The organism is Catenuloplanes nepalensis, assembly GCF_030811575.1.
Lineage (GTDB): Bacteria > Actinomycetota > Actinomycetes > Mycobacteriales > Micromonosporaceae > Catenuloplanes > Catenuloplanes nepalensis.
This window is the reverse complement of sequence record NZ_JAUSRA010000001.1, coordinates 4,657,148-4,674,664: the sequence shown is the minus strand read 5'-3', so window position 1 is coordinate 4,674,664 and position 17,517 is coordinate 4,657,148. Positions and strand designations below refer to the sequence as shown.

Sequence of the window (17,517 nt, the reverse complement as noted above, 5' to 3'; positions counted from 1 at the left end):
GCGCATCGAGTCCTCGTCTCACGCAGCGTATGAGCGACACCCCACGATAAGCGGGCAGGGTCTCGCGGTAGTCGGCCACGCCACTTGTCAACCCGCGCGGTCGCCGGACACCCGCTGCGCGTCCTCGGCGTCGGCCGCGGCAAGAAGCGCCTCGAGCTGAGTCAGCTGAGCGGCGGCCATGGTACGTAGAGCTGGGCTGCGCCGCGGACTGTCACGAATCGCGATCAGCCGTGCCACCCAGTCGTCATCGGCCGGCGCCGTATCGGCCACCGAGCCGTTCGGCGTGATGACGTCGGCGATGCTCCCGATGGTGCCGTGCGCCCATCCGAGGACCCTCTCGACGCGGCCCAGGGTGTGTTCCTCGGTATCGCGGGTGCCTGCTTCGACAGCGATCCAGGTGGAGCGGCCGATGTCGGCGCTGCGGGCGGCCTGGGACACGGAGATGCCTTGGCGGGTCCGCTCTTGACGGATGTGCCGGCCGACGAGTGTCCGCTGTTCGGGTGTCACACATCGAATGATGCCCGTTTCAAGCTGTATCGCACCACCCCGCCGTGAAGGCCGATACAGCTTTAGGCAGCTTTGTCGTTCGAGCGCGCACTTTCGAGGCAAAGCGCTGCACAAAGCTGTAGCGTGTCGTTTCGTTTTGTGTCATGAATGTCGACGACACCGGGGACAGACGACACCGGGCCAGGGAGCTTCCCGGCATCAGGTACTCCGCGATGCTGTCATGCACGTCTTACCGCCCGGTCGACCGGACCGTTCGGTCGAGCTGATGCCGCCACTGCCGCGCCGATTCTGTGAGCGTGGGGTACGGCAAGCGGTCCTTCCCGTGGCGGGAGAAGGACCGCCCTTCGCGCTCGCTGGCCGGTGTGCGCGAGATGCCGGCGGATCAGTCAGCGGCGCTCAGGGAATTGAGCAGGTCGAAGGCGGCGCGGTCGACCGAACGTGCGGTGTTGGTCAGCACCACCACCCCGGTATGCCGCTCCGGGTCGAATCCGACGAACGAGGTGAACCCGCCGGTGGCGCCGTTGTGCCACACCTGCAGCCGGCCACCTCGGCGCGGATGCAATCGGTGCCCGGTCCAGCCCAGATGCATCCAGGAGAACGGGTTCATCGGCACCCGCACCGCCCGGGCGCACCGGATCGCCTCGGCCAGCGGGCCGGTGTCGTCAAGATGCGCGTCCAGGAACCTCACCAGGTCCGTCGCGGTGGAATGCAAACCACCGGCACCGGCGAGGTCAGCGAGGTGCCAACCAGGCACGGGCCGGCGCCGCGAGTTGTGGCCCTGTGCCAGACGTGGACCCTCGGCGGTGACGCTCGTGTCGGACAGGCCCAGCGGCCGGCACACCTCGCGCTCGACGAGCGCGGCGTAGCCGGTCCGGGCTCGGTGGGCCAGGGCCAGACCAAGCAGCCCGGCGCCCAGGTTCGAGTAGCGCACCCGACGGCCCGGTCGTGCGCCCAGCCGGGTCCGTGCGAGGCCGTCGAGGAGGAACTCGGCGGTGCAGCGCCGATAGGGATCAGGCCGGCCGGGGTGGAGCAGGGCGTCGAGCAGCATCCCTCTCGGCAGCCGGGGCAGGCCGGAGGAGTGCGTGGCCAGGTCGCGCAGGGTGATCTCCACCCCGTCGCGGGAGGGGACCGCTGTCCCGCTCGGCAGCAGATCGCGAACCGGTTCGTCCAGTCCGGCCGTGCCGGCCACGACCATCCGCGCCAGCACCAGGCCGGTGAAGACCTTGGTCACTGAGCCGATCTCGAACACGGTGCCGGCGTCCGGCGCACGCACCGGTGCCGAGGCGCCGCCCAGTCGGCCGGCGCCGTGCACGACGGCGCCCTGCCGGGTGACCGCCGCCACGACCGCCCCCACACGGCGATCGATCAGCCGATCGGCGGTCTGCCGCACCTGACGATCCGGAGTGAGGTCATCGGTAGGTTCCATGCTCCCAATGATCGGCCGCATCCCGTCAAAACCTCGCCATCCGCTCCGACTTCGGTCCGTCCGCAGGCCCCGCCCAAGAATTCCGTACCGTTCATGTCGGGTGTGCCCTCGATGATCATTTGTCCTGCTGAAGACGTATTCGTGGCGTTAATGATCACCTCTACGCGCCACGACCTTCTGATCGAGTGCGCCCAGTAGCGGGCGGGCCAGGGGTACCGGACCCGGGGCAGGGAGCCCGAGGGCGGCCGGAGGCTGTGTTCGAGCTGAGTCGCCGTACCGTCAGGTGGCTCTGGATCTGAGTCGGCGCAGCATGCGGGCGTCGGCGAAACCGGCGGCGTGGGCCGCCGACTCGACCGTCGAGCCGTGGGCGATCAGATGGTCGGCGCGTTCCACCCGGAGCTCCTGCTGGTAGCGCAGCGGGGTCAGGCCGGTCGCGTCGCGGAACAGGCGGGTCAGCGTGCGTTCGGCGACGCCGGCCGCGGCGGCGAGCGCGGCCAGTGGAAGCGGTTCGGTGAAGCGGGCGTCGATCAGGTCCTGGGTGCGGTGCACCGCGTCGCTGAGGTGGGCCCGGTGCCGGAGCATGGCGCTTTTCTGCTGCTCGTCGCCGTTGCGGCGGGCGTAGACGACCATCGCGCGGGCCACCCGGGCCGCGACCGCCGGGCCGTGCGCGACCGCGACCAGGTGCAGCGACAGGTCGATGCCGCTGGCGATCCCGGCGGACGTGACCACCCGGCCGTCGACCGTGTAGAGCACGTCGCGGACCACGATCGCGCGCGGATGGCGCCGGGCCAGCTCGTCCTGCAGCTCGTGATGCGTGGTGCAGCGGCGGCCGTCGAGCAGGCCGGCGCGGCCGAGCGCGTCCGCGCCGGCGCAGACGCTGGCCACGGTGCCACCGGCGTCGTGGTGGGCGCGCAGGCGGTCGAGCGTGGCCGCGGACAGCGGCCCGGTGCCGGCCAGCGTGGGCGACGCCCGCCAGCCGGGCACCACGATCAGGCCGGCGTCGTCCGGCCAGTCGAGCGACGCGCGGACCGGCAGGCCCTGCGCGGACCGGACGTCCTCCCGCTCGGCCACGAAGTGCAGCCGGTAACCGGCCGTGTCGAAGACCTGGGCCGGGCCGGCCAGGTCGAGCAGGTGCACGCCGGGCACGAGCAGGAAGACGACGCTGGTCAACGGCTCACGACCTCCGCCACGGTACGGATGGTGGCGAACCGCCCGGCCAGCGCGTATTCCGTGCGTTCGACGACCGCGTCCGTGCCGAGCGTGCGCGGGTCGGCCAGGATCTCGTCCCAGTCGCGGCCGATCAGGGAGCGGTGCGGGATCGGGAACGTGGCGGTCGCCTCGGTCACGAAGACGACGTCGAAGCCGAGGTCGGCCGCGACCCGGGCGGTGGTCTCGCAGCACTGCTCGGTCTGGATGCCGCAGATCGCCAGCTCGCGGGTCCCGGCCAGCGTGAGCAGCCGTTGCAGGTCGGTGCCGGTGAACGCGTTTCGGGTGGTCTTGGTGAGCACCGGCTCGCCGGGCAGCGGCTCCAGCCCGTCGATCATGCGGACGAAGCCGGACGCCGGGTCGAACGGGCCGCCGATGCCGGGCTCCGCGTGCAGCACCCAGACCACGGTCTCGCCGCGTTCCCGGGCATCCGCGACGAGCCGGCCCACGCGCGCGGCGATGTCCGGCACGGACACGGAGCCCCAGCGCGGGCCCCGGCGGAACGACTCCTGCACGTCGACGACGATAAGCGCTTGTGTCATGCCCCGATTCTCCAGGGGGCTGAGCTGCGGGAACAGGCACGATCGCGTCCGCAGGCGGAACGATCCGGCCACACGTCAGGGTCATCCCCGAGAAACGTCAGGGATCGTTCCCCGATGTCCGGTGTGGAGGGAGACGGAAGGGTGGTTCCCATGAAGATATTGACCGCGCTCGCCGCGTCGGTGCTGATGCTGACGGCGACCGCGACCGCCGCACAGGCCGCCCCCGGGGTCGCGCTACAGCTTCGCGAGCCCTCCGGGCCGTACTCCGTCGGGGCTCGTGATCTGTATTTGATCGATGATGACCGGGCCGACCCGTGGGTGCCGGAGCGACGCCGCGAACTGATGATCACGCTGTGGTACCCGGCGGTGGATGACCGGGGCGCGCCTGAGCCCTACGCCACCGCCGAGGAGTCGCGGCTGATCCTCGAGACGATCGGTGCGCCGGGCCTGCCGCCGGACGTGCTCGCCTCGGTCGGCACGCACGCGCGCACGAACACCGCGCCGAAGCACGGGCGCTGGCCGGTGATCGTGCTGTCGCCGGGCTTCTCGTTCCCGCGCAACTCGCTGACCGGGCTCGCGGAGGACCTGGCCAGCCGCGGGTACCTGGTGGTCGGCGTGGACCACACCTACGAGGCCGCCGCGATCACGTTCCCGGACGGGCGGATCACCACCTGTCTGGTCTGCGTCCTGCAGGGTGAGGGGACGGTGACCGGTGACCAGGTCGGGATGAGCCGGGCCGCGGACGTGTCGTTCGTGCTGGACTCGCTCGGCAAGCGCCGCGACCTGCACGCGGACTGGTCCCGGGTGGCGATGGCCGGGCACTCGATGGGCGGCAACGCGGCGGCCCGGACGATCCTCGGTGACCGGCGCGTCGACGCCGGCGTCAACATGGACGGCGGCTTCTTCCCGGCGATCGGCCGGCCGCTCGACCGCCCGTTCCTGATGCTCGGCGCGGAGGAGCGGGTTCCGGGCGCGCAGCGGAGCTGGGACGAATCCTGGCCGCAGCTGACCGGCTGGCGGCGGTGGATCACGGTCACCGGCACCACGCACAGCTCGTTCACCGACTACGGGCTGCTCGGCGGCCAGGCCGGCCTTCCGCTGCAGCCGATGGACGGCGATCGCATCACCACGATCACCAGGGAGTTGCTGGCCGCGTTCGCCGACCGGCACCTGAAGGGTCGGTCGGCGCCGCTGCCGGCCTACCCGGAGGTGCTGTTCCACCGGCCGTGACCGCACGGTCCGGGCGCCCTGCCGCGGGGGCGCCCGGACCGTCCGGGTCTCAGCTGGGCGACTCGCCGCGGTCGCCGGACCATGCGGTGTGGTAGGTGCCGGCCCGGTCGACCCGGCGGTATCCGTGCGCGCCGAAGTAGTCGCGCTGGCCCTGGATCAGCGCGGCCGGCAGCCGCTGCGCACGCAGCCCGTCGTAGTAGGCGAGCGCGGAGCTGAAACCCGGCACCGGGATGCCGAGCCAGGTCGCGGTGGAGACCACGCGCCGCCACGCCTTCTGCGCGTCCGCCAGCGCCTCGAGGAAGTACTCGTCGGTGAGCAGCGTCGGCAGCTCGGGGTTCGCGTTGTACGCCGACCAGATCCGGTCCAGGAACCGTGCCCGGATGATGCACCCACCGCGCCAGATCCGGGCCATCGCACCCATGTCGATCTTCCAGCCGAACTCGGCCGACGCGGTCGCGATCTGGTGGAAGCCCTGCGCGTACGCGACGATCTTCGACGCGTAGAGCGCCTTCTCGATGTCGTCGATCAGCGCGCGGGACGCCTCACGCGCGCCGGGCGGCGGGCCGGGCAGCTCACGGGCGGCGGCGCGCAGCTCGGACTGGCCGGACAGCGCGCGGGCGAAGACCGCCTCCGCGATGCCCGGCACCGGCGTGCCCAGGTCCAGCGCGGCCTGCACGGTCCAGCGGCCGGTGCCCTTCTGCTCCGCGCGATCCATCACCACGTCCACGAACGGGCGGCCGGTCTCCGCGTCGACCTGGCCCAGCACCTCCGCGGTGATCTCCACCAGGTAGGAGGCGAGCCGGCCCTCGTTCCAGCCGGCGAAGACCTCGGCGATGTCGTCCGGCACCAGGTTCGTGGCCTTGCGGAGCAGGTCGTACGCCTCCGCGATGAGCTGCATGTCCGCGTACTCGATGCCGTTGTGCACGGTCTTGACGAAGTGGCCGGCGCCGTCCGGGCCCACGTGCGTGCAGCAGGGACGCCCGTCCACGCGCGCCGCGATGCCCTCCAGGATCGGCCCGATCTGCGCGTAGGCCTCGGCCGAGCCGCCCGGCATGATGCTCGGGCCGTGCAGCGCGCCCTCCTCGCCGCCGGAGATGCCCGCGCCCACGAAGTACAGGCCCTTCTCGCGCAGCGCCTCCTCGCGCCGGATCGTCTCCGCGAAGTTCGCGTTGCCGCCGTCGACGATCATGTCGCCCGGCTCCAGGAGCGGCGTCAGCTCGTCGATCACCCGGTCCGTCGGATCGCCGGCCTTGACCATCAGGATGATCTTCCGGGGACGCGCGATCGAGGACACGAACTCGGAGACGGTCTGCGCCGGCACGAACGCGCCCTCGTGCCCGAATTCCTCGATCAGCTCCTTCGTGCGGTTCTCCGTCCGGTTGTGCACCGCGACGACGTGGCCGTGCCGGGCGAGGTTACGGGCGAGGTTGCGGCCCATGACCGCCAGACCGGTGACACCGATCTGTGCCAGCTCCGTCATGCTCTTGTCCTCCGGGTCCTGGTGAATCTGCAGCGGCCGACCTGGTTGCCGACTCATACGGGAATGTGTCGCCGTAGAGTTCAACTTCGCCCGGAATATTCCTCACTGGGTTACTCGTTCGGGTGCTCCTCCTTCTCCAGCCGACGATACGCGTCTATCTTGCCGTCGATCACCCCGAGCGCCCGCCGCTGCTCCTCCATCTCCCGCAGCACGTCCGCCCGATGCGCCTCCAGGATCCGCAGCCGCACGCTCGCCTGCGTGCGGCCGGCCGAGTCCACGAACCGCTGGATCTGCCGGATCGGCATCCCGGTCCGCCGCAGACAGACCAGCACGTCCAGCCAGCCGAGGTGCGCATCGGTGTAGACCCGCCGGCCGCCGGAGGTCCGCTCCACGTCGTTGAGCAGGCCGGACCGCTCGTAGTAGCGCAGCGTGTCCAGCGTCAGCCCGGTCTTCTCCGCCGCCTCGGCCGGCGTGTAGGTCATGAGGTCCATGAAGGACATCCTCTCGCTCCGCGGCGAACTCGTGCTTTCCCACTTCCGGCGTGGTCGCTGTGGGCATGCTCCCGCGGGCACCGGTCGTCGCTGGCGCTCCTCCCCTCCACCCCCGGCCCACTCCCGCCGAACCCCAGAACCGCCCCGCCGGCCGGCCTGCCCGCCGCCGGGCGCGAGGTGCCGGGAAATCAGGCGCGGAGTGCGGCGATCGCGGTCATCTCCGCGTCGGTGAGAGGGCCGCGGGACTCGGCTGCCACGCACTCGGCCAGTTCGGTGCGGTTCTTGACGCCGAGGACCACGGTGGCCACGCCCGGTGTGGTCAGGGTCCAGCGGTGGGCGAGGGCGGCGGGGGACTCGCCGAGCTCGGCGGCGAGTTTGCGGAAGGGCTCGGCGCGGGCGAAGTCGACGGCGGCCGGGTGGCCGGGGGCCGTCGGGCGGTCGAGGGTGGAGGCGAGGGAGCCGGCGGCGACCGCGCGGATGGCGATCACCGGGACGCCGGCGGTGTTCGCTGCCGCGACGATGTCCGCGTTGCGGGGCGGGACGTCGTCGTAGATCCACATGTCGCCGTTCATGTCCAGCGCGTTCACGATGACCTGGGCGTAGTCGGGCCGGTGGGTCGCGTCGCCGATCGCGTCGAGGATGCTCTGCGGGTGGCCGACCGCGGTCAGGCCCCAAGAGCGGATCTTGCCGTCGGCGCGGAGCCGGTCGAACGCGGGCGCGACCTCGGTCGCGTAGCGGTCGTAGTCCAGCGTGCCGCGCGGGCCGGTGGTGCCGGCCGGTCGCAGCTGGGTGTGGAGCAGGAACATGTCGACCGAGTCCCGGCCGAGGCGGCGCAGGCTGGCCTCCAGGCTCTCGATCATCCGGGCCACCGGGTCGGGGAACTCGTCGTCGTGGATCTGTGCCTTCGTGGCCAGCAGCACGTCACGGCCGCGGAGCGCCTCGGCGGCCACCCGCTCGGCCTCGAAATCCGGGCCGTAGCTCGGCGCCACGTCGACCAGCGTGATGCCGGCGTCGAGCGCGGCGTGCACGGTCGCGACCGCCTCCGCGCGGCTGGTCTCGCCCCAGACCGCACCGATCCCGCCGCCGCCGAGGGTGAGCGCGCTGACCTGCCCGAGCCGGCCGAAGTCCCTGGTACGCATCGATCGTCCTCCCGTTGTCGTGCTTCCGAGGACGACGGTAGGACCTGGAGTGCGCTCCAGGTCAAGCCACGTCGTGCGGGCGGAACTGGACGCTGACCCGCGGGCCGACCGGGCGGGCCGTCTTCGGCACCGCGTGCTCCCAGGTGCGCTGGCAGGAGCCGCCCATCACGATCAGGTCGCCGTGGCCGAGCGGGAACCGCAGGCTGCCGCCGCCGCCGCGCGGGCGCAGCATCAGCACGCGCGGCGAGCCGAACGACACGATCGCGACCATGGTGTCCGACGCGGCGGACCGGCCCTTCGTGTCGCCGTGCCAGGCCACGCTGTCCCGGCCGTCGCGGTAGAGGCACATGCCCGCGGTGGTGAACGGCTCGCCCAGCTCCGGCGCGTAGTGCCGGGTCAGCCGCTCCCGCGCGTCGGTGAGCAGCGGGTGGGGGAGTCGCTCGCCGCGGTCGAACCAGCGGAGCAGGCGCGGGACGTCGACCTGCCGCTCATACATCTGGACGCGCTCGGCGCGCCAGCCGATGTCGCCGAGCAGCGTGTCGAGGATCGCGTCGGACCCGGACACCCAGCCAGGCAGGTGGTCGACCCAGGCGCCGCGGGTCAGCGGGTGCCGCACGGCCGCGCGCAGCTCGCCGAGCGCCGGGCCGGTGCCGAAGGCCATGTCGAGCAGGGAGGGCTGGTGCGTCATGGCCCGATCGTAGGCGCGTTAGAACACTCGTGCCAATAACGGGGACGGGATCGGAGCGGCCCGCGCCTCAGGTGGCCTGGAACGCCTTGGCGACCGCGTCTCGTACCGTCGCCGGGGTTGGGGTTTCCCGCCCCTGCTCGTCGGCGAGCTGCCGCAGCGAGGTCATCGACACGTCCGCGAGGCCGCAGGCGACGAACGTGTCGAAGACGGACAGATCCGGGTCGACGTTCAGCGCGAAGCCGTGTGTGGTGATGCCGCCGCGGATCCGCATGCCGATCGACACGAGCTTTCGGTGGTCCGGCGTCCACACGCCGACCAGGCTCGGCGCGCCCTTCGGTGTGTCCCGCCGCACCGCCTCGAAGCCGAGCGAGCCGACCGCCTCGATCAGCGCGTTCTCCACCATCCGGATGATGTCGACCGGGCCGCGCTGCCGCTCCCGCAGGTTCACGATCAGGTAGCCGACCAGCTGCCCGGGCCCGTGGTAGGTCGCGTGCCCGCCCCGGTCCACCGGCACGGCCGGGATGGTGCCGAGCGGGCCGGGCAGCTCCTCCGGCGGCGTCAACCGGCCGTAGGTGATCACCGGCGGGTGGGTGAGCAGGAACAACCGGTCCGGTGCGCGCCCGTCGCGGCGTTCGTCCGCCCAGCCGATCATCGTGGCGCCGGACTCGTCGAACGGCACCTCGCCGAGATCGACCCGCATCAGCTCGCTCATCTGGGCCTCCCCGCCGAAGTTGTCCCGCAGTCGCGCGATCAGCACGTCGTCACCGACCCGCAGGATCCACACCGGCGACGTCGCGTCACCGGCGCCCTGGAAGACCGTGTGGATCTCCAGTTCGAACGCGGCCGGCTCCGCGGTCGATGCGGGTGGACGCGACGTTACCAGCGACACCCGTCAACGAACCATTGACGATCCGGGGGTACGTGGAGAGGCGCCCGGCGAAGCGTCAGCGGCGGGAGCGCGCGGCCTGGCCGGAGGCGATCAGGTGCTCGGCCTGGGCGAGGGACTCGACCACCAGGCGGCGGACGTGGGCGCCGTTGAGCCGGTAGAGGACGCGGCGGCCGTCGCGGCGGGTGGTGACCAGGCCGGCGAGGCGGAGCTTGGCCAGGTGCTGCGAGACGGCCGGGCGGGCGGCGTTGTCCAGCGCGCCGGTCAGCGCGGTGACGTCGAGCTCGTCGTCGCGCAGGTGCCAGAGCAGGCGCAACCGGGTCTCGTCGCCGAGCAGCCGCAACGCGGCGACGGCGGCGTCGAAGACGTCCGCGCCGAATTCCTCCGGCGCCTCCGGCTCTGCGGGGATCGGATGACCGGTGGGAGTCCGGAGGTCGGGTGCGTACATGAGCACACAGGATGCCACTCGCCTGCCGGGCCGGCCACCCCGGGTAATCATGATCCACGACCTCGGTCACCGATCGCGGCGCGGGCCTCCGCGTCCGGGTGATTCCGCTCAGGGCGGAAGGTATTCACCTGTCAGCGGAAGTGGTCCGTTTTGAGCCGTTCCCGCACTGTGAAAGATCTTCACTGCGGTAGGGTGGGTCATGCGGCAGAGCGCCTGCCCGAGCCACTGCATGGCAGTCACCGAAGAGTCGGGTGACACAGCGAGAGCCCATGCGATCGCGGCCAAGAGGCTTACCTCAGCGCAACCCTGGGGACAAAACGGGCGCACCTGCCGCTGTGGTGCTGGTGTTTCAACAGTGCTGCACTGGTGGCGCTGTGGTTGAAGTGCTGCTTGTGCCGTACGTTTCAGCGGGAGTGCATGGGAGCCCGCAGTGAGGACGTGATGGGCATGTTTGAGCGGTTCACCGACCGAGCGCGTCGGGTTGTCGTCCTGGCTCAGGAAGAAGCCCGGATGCTCAACCACAACTACATCGGCACCGAGCACATCCTGCTCGGTCTCATCCACGAGGGTGAGGGCGTCGCGGCCAAGGCCCTGGAGAGCCTCGGGGTCTCCTTGGAGGGCGTCCGCCAGCAGGTTGAGGAGATCATCGGTCAGGGGCAGCAGGCCCCGAGCGGGCACATCCCGTTCACCCCCCGGGCCAAGAAGGTGCTGGAGCTGTCGCTCCGCGAGGCCCTTCAGCTCGGGCACAACTACATCGGTACGGAGCACATCCTGCTCGGCCTGATCCGCGAGGGTGAGGGCGTGGCCGCGCAGGTGCTGGTCAAGCTGGGCGCCGACCTCAACCGGGTCCGCCAGCAGGTCATCCAGCTCCTCTCCGGCTACTCCGAGGGCAAGGGCGGGGCGGCCACGGCCGGCACCGCGCCGGGCGAGTCCGCGCCGTCGACCAGCCTGGTGCTGGACCAGTTCGGCCGCAACCTCACCCAGGCCGCCCAGGAGGGCAAGCTCGACCCGGTCATCGGGCGCGAGAAGGAGATCGAGCGGGTCATGCAGGTGCTGTCCCGCCGCACCAAGAACAACCCGGTGCTCATCGGCGAGCCCGGCGTCGGTAAGACCGCGGTGGTCGAGGGCCTGGCCCAGAAGATCATCAAGGGCGAGGTGCCCGAGACGCTGAAGGACAAGCAGCTCTACACGCTCGACCTCGGTGCGCTGGTCGCGGGCTCGCGTTACCGCGGTGACTTCGAGGAGCGCCTGAAGAAGGTGCTCAAGGAGATCCGCACCCGGGGCGACATCATCCTGTTCATCGACGAGATCCACACGCTCGTCGGCGCCGGCGCGGCCGAGGGCGCGATCGACGCGGCGAACATCCTGAAGCCGATGCTGGCCCGGGGCGAGCTGCAGACGATCGGCGCGACCACCAACGACGAGTACCGGAAGTACATCGAGAAGGACGCGGCCCTCGAGCGCCGCTTCCAGCCGGTGCAGGTCGGCGAGCCGTCGTTGGCGCACACCATCGAGATCCTCAAGGGTCTCCGCGATCGGTACGAGGCCCACCACCGGGTGAGCTTCACCGACGCCGCGCTGGTGGCCGCGGCCACGCTGGCCGACCGTTACATCTCGGACCGCTACCTGCCGGACAAGGCGATCGACCTCATCGACGAGGCCGGTGCGCGCATGCGCATCCGCCGGATGACCGCGCCGCCGGACCTTCGCGACTTCGACGAGAAGACCGCGGAGGTGCGCCGCGCCAAGGAGTCCGCGATCGACGCGCAGGACTTCGAGCGCGCGGCCCAGCTGCGCGACCAGGAGAAGCAGCTCCTGTCGCAGAAGGCGCAGCGGGAGAAGGAGTGGAAGGCCGGCGATCTCGACGTCGTGTCCGAGGTGGACGACGAGCAGATCGCGGAGGTGTTGGGTAACTGGACCGGCATCCCGGTCTACAAGCTCACCGAGGAGGAGACCTCCCGGTTGCTGCGCATGGAGGACGAGCTGCACAAGCGGGTCGTCGGGCAGTCGGACGCGGTCAAGGCGGTGTCGAAGGCGATCCGGCGTACGCGTGCGGGTCTGAAGGACCCGAAGCGCCCGTCCGGTTCGTTCATCTTCGCCGGTCCCTCGGGCGTGGGTAAGACCGAGCTGACGAAGGCGCTGGCGGAGTTCCTGTTCGGTTCCGAGGATGCGCTGATTCAGCTGGACATGTCCGAGTTCCACGACCGTTACACGGTGTCGCGTCTGGTGGGTGCGCCTCCCGGTTACGTGGGTTATGACGAGGGCGGTCAGCTGACCGAGAAGGTGCGGCGTAAGCCGTTCTCCGTGGTGCTTTTCGACGAGATCGAGAAGGCGCACCCGGATGTGTTCAACACGCTGTTGCAGATCCTGGAGGACGGCCGGCTGACCGATGGTCAGGGCCGGATCGTGGACTTCAAGAACACGGTGATCATCCTGACCACCAACCTGGGTACCCGTGACGTGGCGAAGGCGGTGTCGCTGGGCTTCCAGGCGTCGGAGGACCAGGAGTCGAACTACGAGCGGATGAAGCAGAAGGTCAACGACGAGCTGAAGCAGCACTTCCGCCCGGAGTTCCTGAACCGCATCGACGACACGATCGTCTTCCACCAGCTGCGGCAGGAGGAGATCCTGCACATCGTGGACATCTTCGTCTCGCGTATCGAGGGCCAGCTCAAGAACAAGGACATGGGTCTGGAGCTGACCGACAACGCGAAGAAGTACCTGGCGAAGAAGGGCTTCGACCCGGTGCTGGGCGCCCGGCCGCTGCGCCGGACCATCCAGCGTGACGTCGAGGACAACCTGTCCGAGCGCATCCTCTTCAACGAGTTGCGCCCCGGCCACATCGTGGTCGTCGACTGCGAGGGCGACCCGGAGAAGATCGACGAGTCCAAGCTCGTCTTCCGCTCCACCGAGCGCCCCGCGGAGGTGCCGGACGCGATCCCCGCGGACCTCGGCACCGCCGCCTCCACGGAGGAGTAGGACCAGGTAAGACCCCGACGAAGGCCCCCACCCTCCCCCCGAGGGTGGGGGCCTTCGCGCACCCCCCAGTAATAAAGATCAGCCAGGTCCGAGGTAGCGGCAGGATGTCGCATATCCGCCGCTGTGGGTGTACGAGAGCTTGGCGTGGTGCAGGCTCGTCGCGTACATCGTCGGCATCCGATCTGTCGTACCGGCCGGCGCGCCTCCCGCGCCGCTGTCCTGAAGAAGACATTGGCCGCCGGGATGTCCCGCCCGATGCGGGCTGGTGTCCCGGGGCCCGGGAGCTTTCGGCACTTCAGCCCGGCCGAGCGGCGCGCACGCATGCCGGAACCTCCCGCCGTCTCGGGACATCCGTCCCATGGATCCGGGTCGGCGGCTGCGTGCAGGATGAGCCGAAGCCCCGTGACCGATCCGCAATCCCTTCAGATACAGGAGATCCAGATGTCCACTGAGGCCACGCACGCGATTTTCGCGGTCGCCGCGACCAACGCCTGGGTGCACGTCTACCGCGACGTCAAGACGCTTCTCGCGGAGACGGACATGGGCGCCGGCCACGAGCCGACCGTCACGAACACAATCGAGTTCTTCAACGCGTCCGGCAAGCGCCTGCTGCCCGCGTTCGGCCGCGACTGGACGCTGACCGACCTGACCGAGAGCGGCGACCCGGCCGACCCGGAGGCGGTGCACGCCCGGATCACCACGGTCATCGAGAAGACCAAGGCGATGATCCGCGAGCACGCGGACGACTTCCGCGAGGCCGGCTTCGACCCGGAGGCGACCATCGCCCAGCTGCCCGTCACCGCCGGCCGCTCGCTGGCCGACATCGCGGACGACCTGGAGCCGAACTTCGGCGCGCTCACCGACCCGCCCGCGGTCCGGTCGCTGGTCATGATGACCCAGGGCAGCGCGCTGCACATGCTCCTCTGCCACAGCTGGTAAGAAGAACCGCCTCTCCCCCCACACCATCTGCATAGGAGTCACGTTGCCCAGGACCCGTGGTTGGCTCGGGACTCCGAGCGGCGCCATAGCCGCGGCGACCTTCGTCATCGCGGTGTTGTCCGTCATCGGCCAGATCATCAGCGACAATCCGTACGCGCTGGACTTCATCGGTCTGAACGCGGCCATCGCGGTCGCGTTCACCGCGGCCGGCATGCTCGTGCTCACCGGAGCCCCCCGGCACCCGGTGGGCCTGCTGATGACGGTCGGCGGGCTCAGCGCCGCGATCTCCGTCCTCGCCGGCTCCTGGACCGGCAGCGTGATCCTGGTCTGGTGCAGCAAGTGGCTGTGGTGGCCGCCGTTCGGCCTGGTCCTCTTCGCGCTGCTGCTCTTCCCGGACGGCAAGCTCCCGTCCCGCCGGTGGAGAGCGGTGGCCTGGGCGCTCGGCGCCGCGGTGCTGATCTCCACCGTGGGCCTGGCCGGCGTCGCCGCCGACCGGCCGTACGCGTTCCTGATCGAGTTCAACCCCGAGTACACGACGCTCGGCCGGCTGTCCCTGCTGGTGGCCCTGATCGGGGTCGCCGTCACGCTGACGCTCGGCATCGCGATCGTGGGCTCGCTCTGGGCGCGGTGGCGCGTGGCCGAGGGGGACACGCGCCGCCAGCTCGCCTGCCTCATCCCGGCCGCGATCCTGATGGTCATCGGCATCGGGCTCGACTCCGGCTTCGGATTCCCGCTCGGATTCCCGCTGATCGCGGTCGCGGTCCCGATCGCGATGGCCGTGGCGATCCTGCGCTACCGGCTCTACGGCCTCGACCGCGCGGTCAACCGCACCACGGTCTGGCTCGTCATGACGCTGCTGGTCGTGGTCACGTTCGTGGCCGTGGTCACCGCGCTGCGCATGGTCCTGGTCGGCGACGCCGGCAACACCAACGCGTCGCTGGTCGCCACCGGGCTGATCGCGGTCGGGTTCGAGCCGGTCCGCCGCCGGGTGCAGCAGAGCGTCGACCAGCTGCTCTACGGCGACCGGGCGAATCCGTACAAGGTGATCGCCGCGCTGCTCGACCTGCTCCGGCACACCGCGGAGTACGGCGACGTCCTGCCGCGCCTGACCAGCGCGGTCGCGGAGTCGCTGCGCCTGCCCTACGTCGCGGTCGCGCTCAGCGACGCGGACGGGACCAGGATCGTCGCGGAGCACGGCGAGCGCAGCGACCACCTGGAGACGTTCGCGATGCAGACGCACGGCACCGAGGTCGGCCGGCTGCTCGTCGGCCGCCGCAGCCCCGGCGCCCGGTTCACCGTCCGCGAACGGCGGCTGCTCGCCGACGTCGCGCTCAACGCGGCGATGGCGGCCGAGGCGACCCGGCTCATCCAGGACCTCCGCCAGTCCCGGGAGCGCCTGGTGATGGCGCGCGAGGAGGAGCGCCGCCGGCTCCGGCGCGACCTGCACGACGGCGTCGGACCCGCGCTGACCGGCATCGCCATGCAGGTCCGGGCCGCCCGGAAGCTCTCCGGGCCGTCCAAGGTGAGCCAGATCCTCGACGGGCTCACCGGCGACCTGCAGATCTGCACCGCGGAGGTGCGCTCGCTGGTCACCGCGCTGCGGCCGCCGTCGCTGGACCGCGGCCTGGGGGAGGCGCTGCGGGCCGAGTGCCGGCGGTTCGACACCGAAGGGCTGGAGGTCACGTTCGAGGCGGACGGCGATCTCACCGGGCTGCCGGCCGCGGTCGAGGTCGCGGCGTACCGGATCGTCTCCGAGTCGCTCAACAACGTGGCCCGGCACGCGCGCGCGTCGCACTGCCGGGTGTCGATCACCCGCAGCCGCACGCTCGACCTGGAGGTGATCGACGACGGCGTCGGGCTCGCCTCGTCCGACAACGGCCGCGCCGGCGTCGGCCTGCAGTCCATGCGCGAGCGCGCGGAGGAACTCGGCGGCGAGTGCGTCATCGCCTCGACCGTCCCGCACGGCGCCGCGGTCCGCGTCCACCTGCCGATAGCGGCATCGGCCTGATCAGAAGACAAGTTCGAGAAGAAACAGGGCGATATTCCCGCTTCCGGCGGGTTGCGTTCCGAGTGCTCCCGCGGGCACCGGTGCCGTCGTGGTCCAGAAAGACCGGGGGGTGTAACCAAGACGACAGTGAGTGGGGGAGCGGCTGGTGGGGGTGCCGGCCGCTTCCCCCGGTGTCGTCGCGCGCCGATCCGCCGGGCTGCGGAACGTACGGGAAAACGATCTTTTGGGGTTCCAGGCACCGGGGCCGGTTCCGATGTTGGCCGCACGCGCACTATCGTCTTCTGCTTGGCAGAGGCGGGGACTTGGGGGAACCGCCGGAGGAGGCCGGAAAACCGAAGGCGGCGCGCATGGCCCAGACGAAGCGGGTGCTCGTGGTGGACGACCACCCGGTGGTGAGGCGTGGGCTGCGGGCCATGCTGGAGGGCGAGAGCTGGGTCTCCGAGGTCCTCGAGGCGTCGACCGTCGCGGACGCGGTGCGTGAGGCGGTCGCCGGTCAGGCCGACGTGGTGGCGATGGACTTCGCGCTGCCGGACGGCGACGGCATCGAGGCGACCCGCCGGATCCTCGCGGCCCGGCCCGCCGCCCGGATCGTGATGCTGACCATGACCGACGACCACGACGTCGTCCTCAAGGCGCTGAACGCGGGCGCGGCCGGTTTCGTGGTCAAGGACGACGACCCGGACGTGGTGATCGACGCGCTGCGCACCGCGGGCAACGGCGGCGTGGTGCTGGGCCCGTCGATCACCGCGACCGTGCTCGGCGGCATGAACCGCGGCACCGCGCGCGAGCTGCCGCCCCCGTTCGACAAGCTCACGCCGCGCGAGCGGGAGATCATGTCGCACCTGCTCACCGGCGAGCCGAACGCGGAGATCGCCAAGCACCTGACCATCAGCGAGAAGACCATCCGCAACCAGCTCACCGCGGTCTTCGCGAAGATCGGCGTCACCGATCGGACGCAGGCCGTGCTGCGCGCCCGCGACGTGGGCATGGCCGCGGCGCACTGATGCGCCCTGCGCGGTCTCCCCGGCCGCGGTCTCGGGCCACCGTCCCGGCGGCGGCAGCCGCGATCGGGTTGCGGTCACCGTGCTGCGCGCCCGCGACGTGGGCATGGCCGCGGCGCACTGATGCGCCCTGCGCGGTCTCCCCGGCCGCGGTCTCGGGCCACCGTCCCGGCGGCGGCAGCCGCGATCGGGTTGCGGTCACCGTCGCCGGGTCACCGGGCGCGGCCGCGATCCGGTCGCTGTCGCCGGGCGCGGCCGCGATCCCGTCGCCCGGGCTCAGGCGGTGGCGGGCGGGGTGGGGGAGCCGGGTGGGGTCGCGAGGGCCTCGCGGAGGCTGCGGATCTCGTCGGCGACGGAGAGGAGGGCGCGGACCTGCGCCTCGGCGATCAGGCGGTCGCCCGCGGGGTTCGCCGACGCCTCCTCCAGGATGCGGAGCGCCTCTTCACGGTTGTTCCGGTGGTCGACCATCGAAAGCTCCTTAGGGCCGCGACACTCGTCTACCCCTCCATCCAAGCCGCACCGGCGCCGGAACGCAGCCCGGCAGCGG

Annotated in this window: 16 protein-coding genes; 5 read left to right on the top strand and 11 right to left on the bottom strand. The window is 71.1% G+C overall.

All coding sequences use genetic code 11. The annotated features are described in order from the left end of the window. Positions 1-87 precede the first annotated feature (87 nt). The 4 genes from J2S43_RS20230 to J2S43_RS20215 form a co-directional block, all read right to left on the bottom strand. On the bottom strand, positions 88-507 hold the full coding sequence (locus J2S43_RS20230; RefSeq protein ID WP_306831485.1) for a helix-turn-helix domain-containing protein: 420 nt from the start codon (positions 505-507) through the stop codon (positions 88-90). 382 nt (positions 508-889) lie between these two features. Further along, the gene (locus J2S43_RS20225; protein ID WP_306831484.1) at positions 890-1,933 is read right to left on the bottom strand and encodes a serine hydrolase domain-containing protein; all 1,044 of its coding nucleotides are present in this window, start codon (positions 1,931-1,933) and stop codon (positions 890-892) included. 279 nt (positions 1,934-2,212) lie between these two features. Next, on the bottom strand, positions 2,213-3,103 hold the full coding sequence (locus J2S43_RS20220) for a GlxA family transcriptional regulator (protein WP_306831482.1): 891 nt from the start codon (positions 3,101-3,103) through the stop codon (positions 2,213-2,215). Next, positions 3,100-3,681, bottom strand: coding sequence for a cysteine hydrolase family protein (locus J2S43_RS20215; RefSeq protein WP_306831479.1), 582 nt, complete (start codon positions 3,679-3,681; stop codon positions 3,100-3,102). The genes J2S43_RS20220 and J2S43_RS20215 overlap by 4 nt, the downstream gene beginning before the upstream one ends. 150 nt (positions 3,682-3,831) lie before the next feature. On the opposite strand from J2S43_RS20215, the gene J2S43_RS20210 reads away from it, so the two are divergent. Then, the gene (locus J2S43_RS20210; RefSeq protein ID WP_306831478.1) at positions 3,832-4,911 is read left to right on the top strand and encodes an alpha/beta hydrolase family protein; all 1,080 of its coding nucleotides are present in this window, start codon (positions 3,832-3,834) and stop codon (positions 4,909-4,911) included. Between the two features lie 49 nt (positions 4,912-4,960). On the opposite strand, the gene gnd is transcribed toward J2S43_RS20210, so the two are convergent. From gnd to J2S43_RS20180, 6 genes are all read right to left on the bottom strand, one after another. Continuing rightward, on the bottom strand, positions 4,961-6,391 hold the full coding sequence (gene gnd / locus J2S43_RS20205; protein ID WP_306831476.1) for an NADP-dependent phosphogluconate dehydrogenase: 1,431 nt from the start codon (positions 6,389-6,391) through the stop codon (positions 4,961-4,963). 110 nt (positions 6,392-6,501) lie between these two features. Then, positions 6,502-6,882 carry a MerR family transcriptional regulator gene (locus tag J2S43_RS20200; RefSeq protein WP_306831474.1) on the bottom strand — a complete coding sequence of 127 codons (381 nt, stop codon included), beginning with the start codon at positions 6,880-6,882 and terminating at the stop codon, positions 6,502-6,504. A 188-nt stretch (positions 6,883-7,070) separates the two neighbouring features. Continuing rightward, complete coding sequence (locus tag J2S43_RS20195; protein ID WP_306831473.1) at positions 7,071-8,021, bottom strand: aldo/keto reductase; 951 nt, start codon at positions 8,019-8,021, stop codon at positions 7,071-7,073. A 61-nt stretch (positions 8,022-8,082) separates the two neighbouring features. Continuing rightward, a complete protein-coding gene (locus tag J2S43_RS20190) occupies positions 8,083-8,709 on the bottom strand; it encodes an alpha-ketoglutarate-dependent dioxygenase AlkB (protein WP_306831471.1) in 627 nt (208 codons plus the stop codon). A gap of 67 nt (positions 8,710-8,776) precedes the next feature. Next, positions 8,777-9,598, bottom strand: coding sequence for a lipoyl(octanoyl) transferase LipB (gene lipB, locus J2S43_RS20185; protein WP_306831469.1), 822 nt, complete (start codon positions 9,596-9,598; stop codon positions 8,777-8,779). A gap of 55 nt (positions 9,599-9,653) precedes the next feature. Continuing rightward, complete coding sequence (locus tag J2S43_RS20180) at positions 9,654-10,043, bottom strand: ArsR/SmtB family transcription factor (RefSeq protein ID WP_306831468.1); 390 nt, start codon at positions 10,041-10,043, stop codon at positions 9,654-9,656. A gap of 447 nt (positions 10,044-10,490) precedes the next feature. On the opposite strand from J2S43_RS20180, the gene J2S43_RS20175 reads away from it, so the two are divergent. The 4 genes from J2S43_RS20175 (at position 10,491) to J2S43_RS20160 (ending at position 16,973) form a co-directional block, all read left to right on the top strand. Continuing rightward, on the top strand, positions 10,491-13,022 hold the full coding sequence (locus J2S43_RS20175) for an ATP-dependent Clp protease ATP-binding subunit (protein WP_306839345.1): 2,532 nt from the start codon (positions 10,491-10,493) through the stop codon (positions 13,020-13,022). A 441-nt stretch (positions 13,023-13,463) separates the two neighbouring features. Continuing rightward, the gene (locus J2S43_RS20170; RefSeq protein ID WP_306831466.1) at positions 13,464-13,961 is read left to right on the top strand and encodes a hypothetical protein; all 498 of its coding nucleotides are present in this window, start codon (positions 13,464-13,466) and stop codon (positions 13,959-13,961) included. A gap of 43 nt (positions 13,962-14,004) precedes the next feature. Then, positions 14,005-15,969 (top strand): sensor histidine kinase, encoded by a 1,965-nt coding sequence (locus J2S43_RS20165; RefSeq protein ID WP_306831464.1) that lies wholly within the window; start codon positions 14,005-14,007, stop codon positions 15,967-15,969. 347 nt (positions 15,970-16,316) lie between these two features. Continuing rightward, positions 16,317-16,973, top strand: coding sequence for a response regulator transcription factor (locus J2S43_RS20160; RefSeq protein ID WP_306831462.1), 657 nt, complete (start codon positions 16,317-16,319; stop codon positions 16,971-16,973). 273 nt (positions 16,974-17,246) lie between these two features. Here the strand turns inward: J2S43_RS20160 and J2S43_RS20155 are convergent, their stop codons facing one another. After that, positions 17,247-17,438: a hypothetical protein gene (locus J2S43_RS20155; protein WP_306831460.1), complete on the bottom strand. Its 192-nt coding sequence runs from the start codon at positions 17,436-17,438 to the stop codon at positions 17,247-17,249. Positions 17,439-17,517 lie beyond the last annotated feature (79 nt).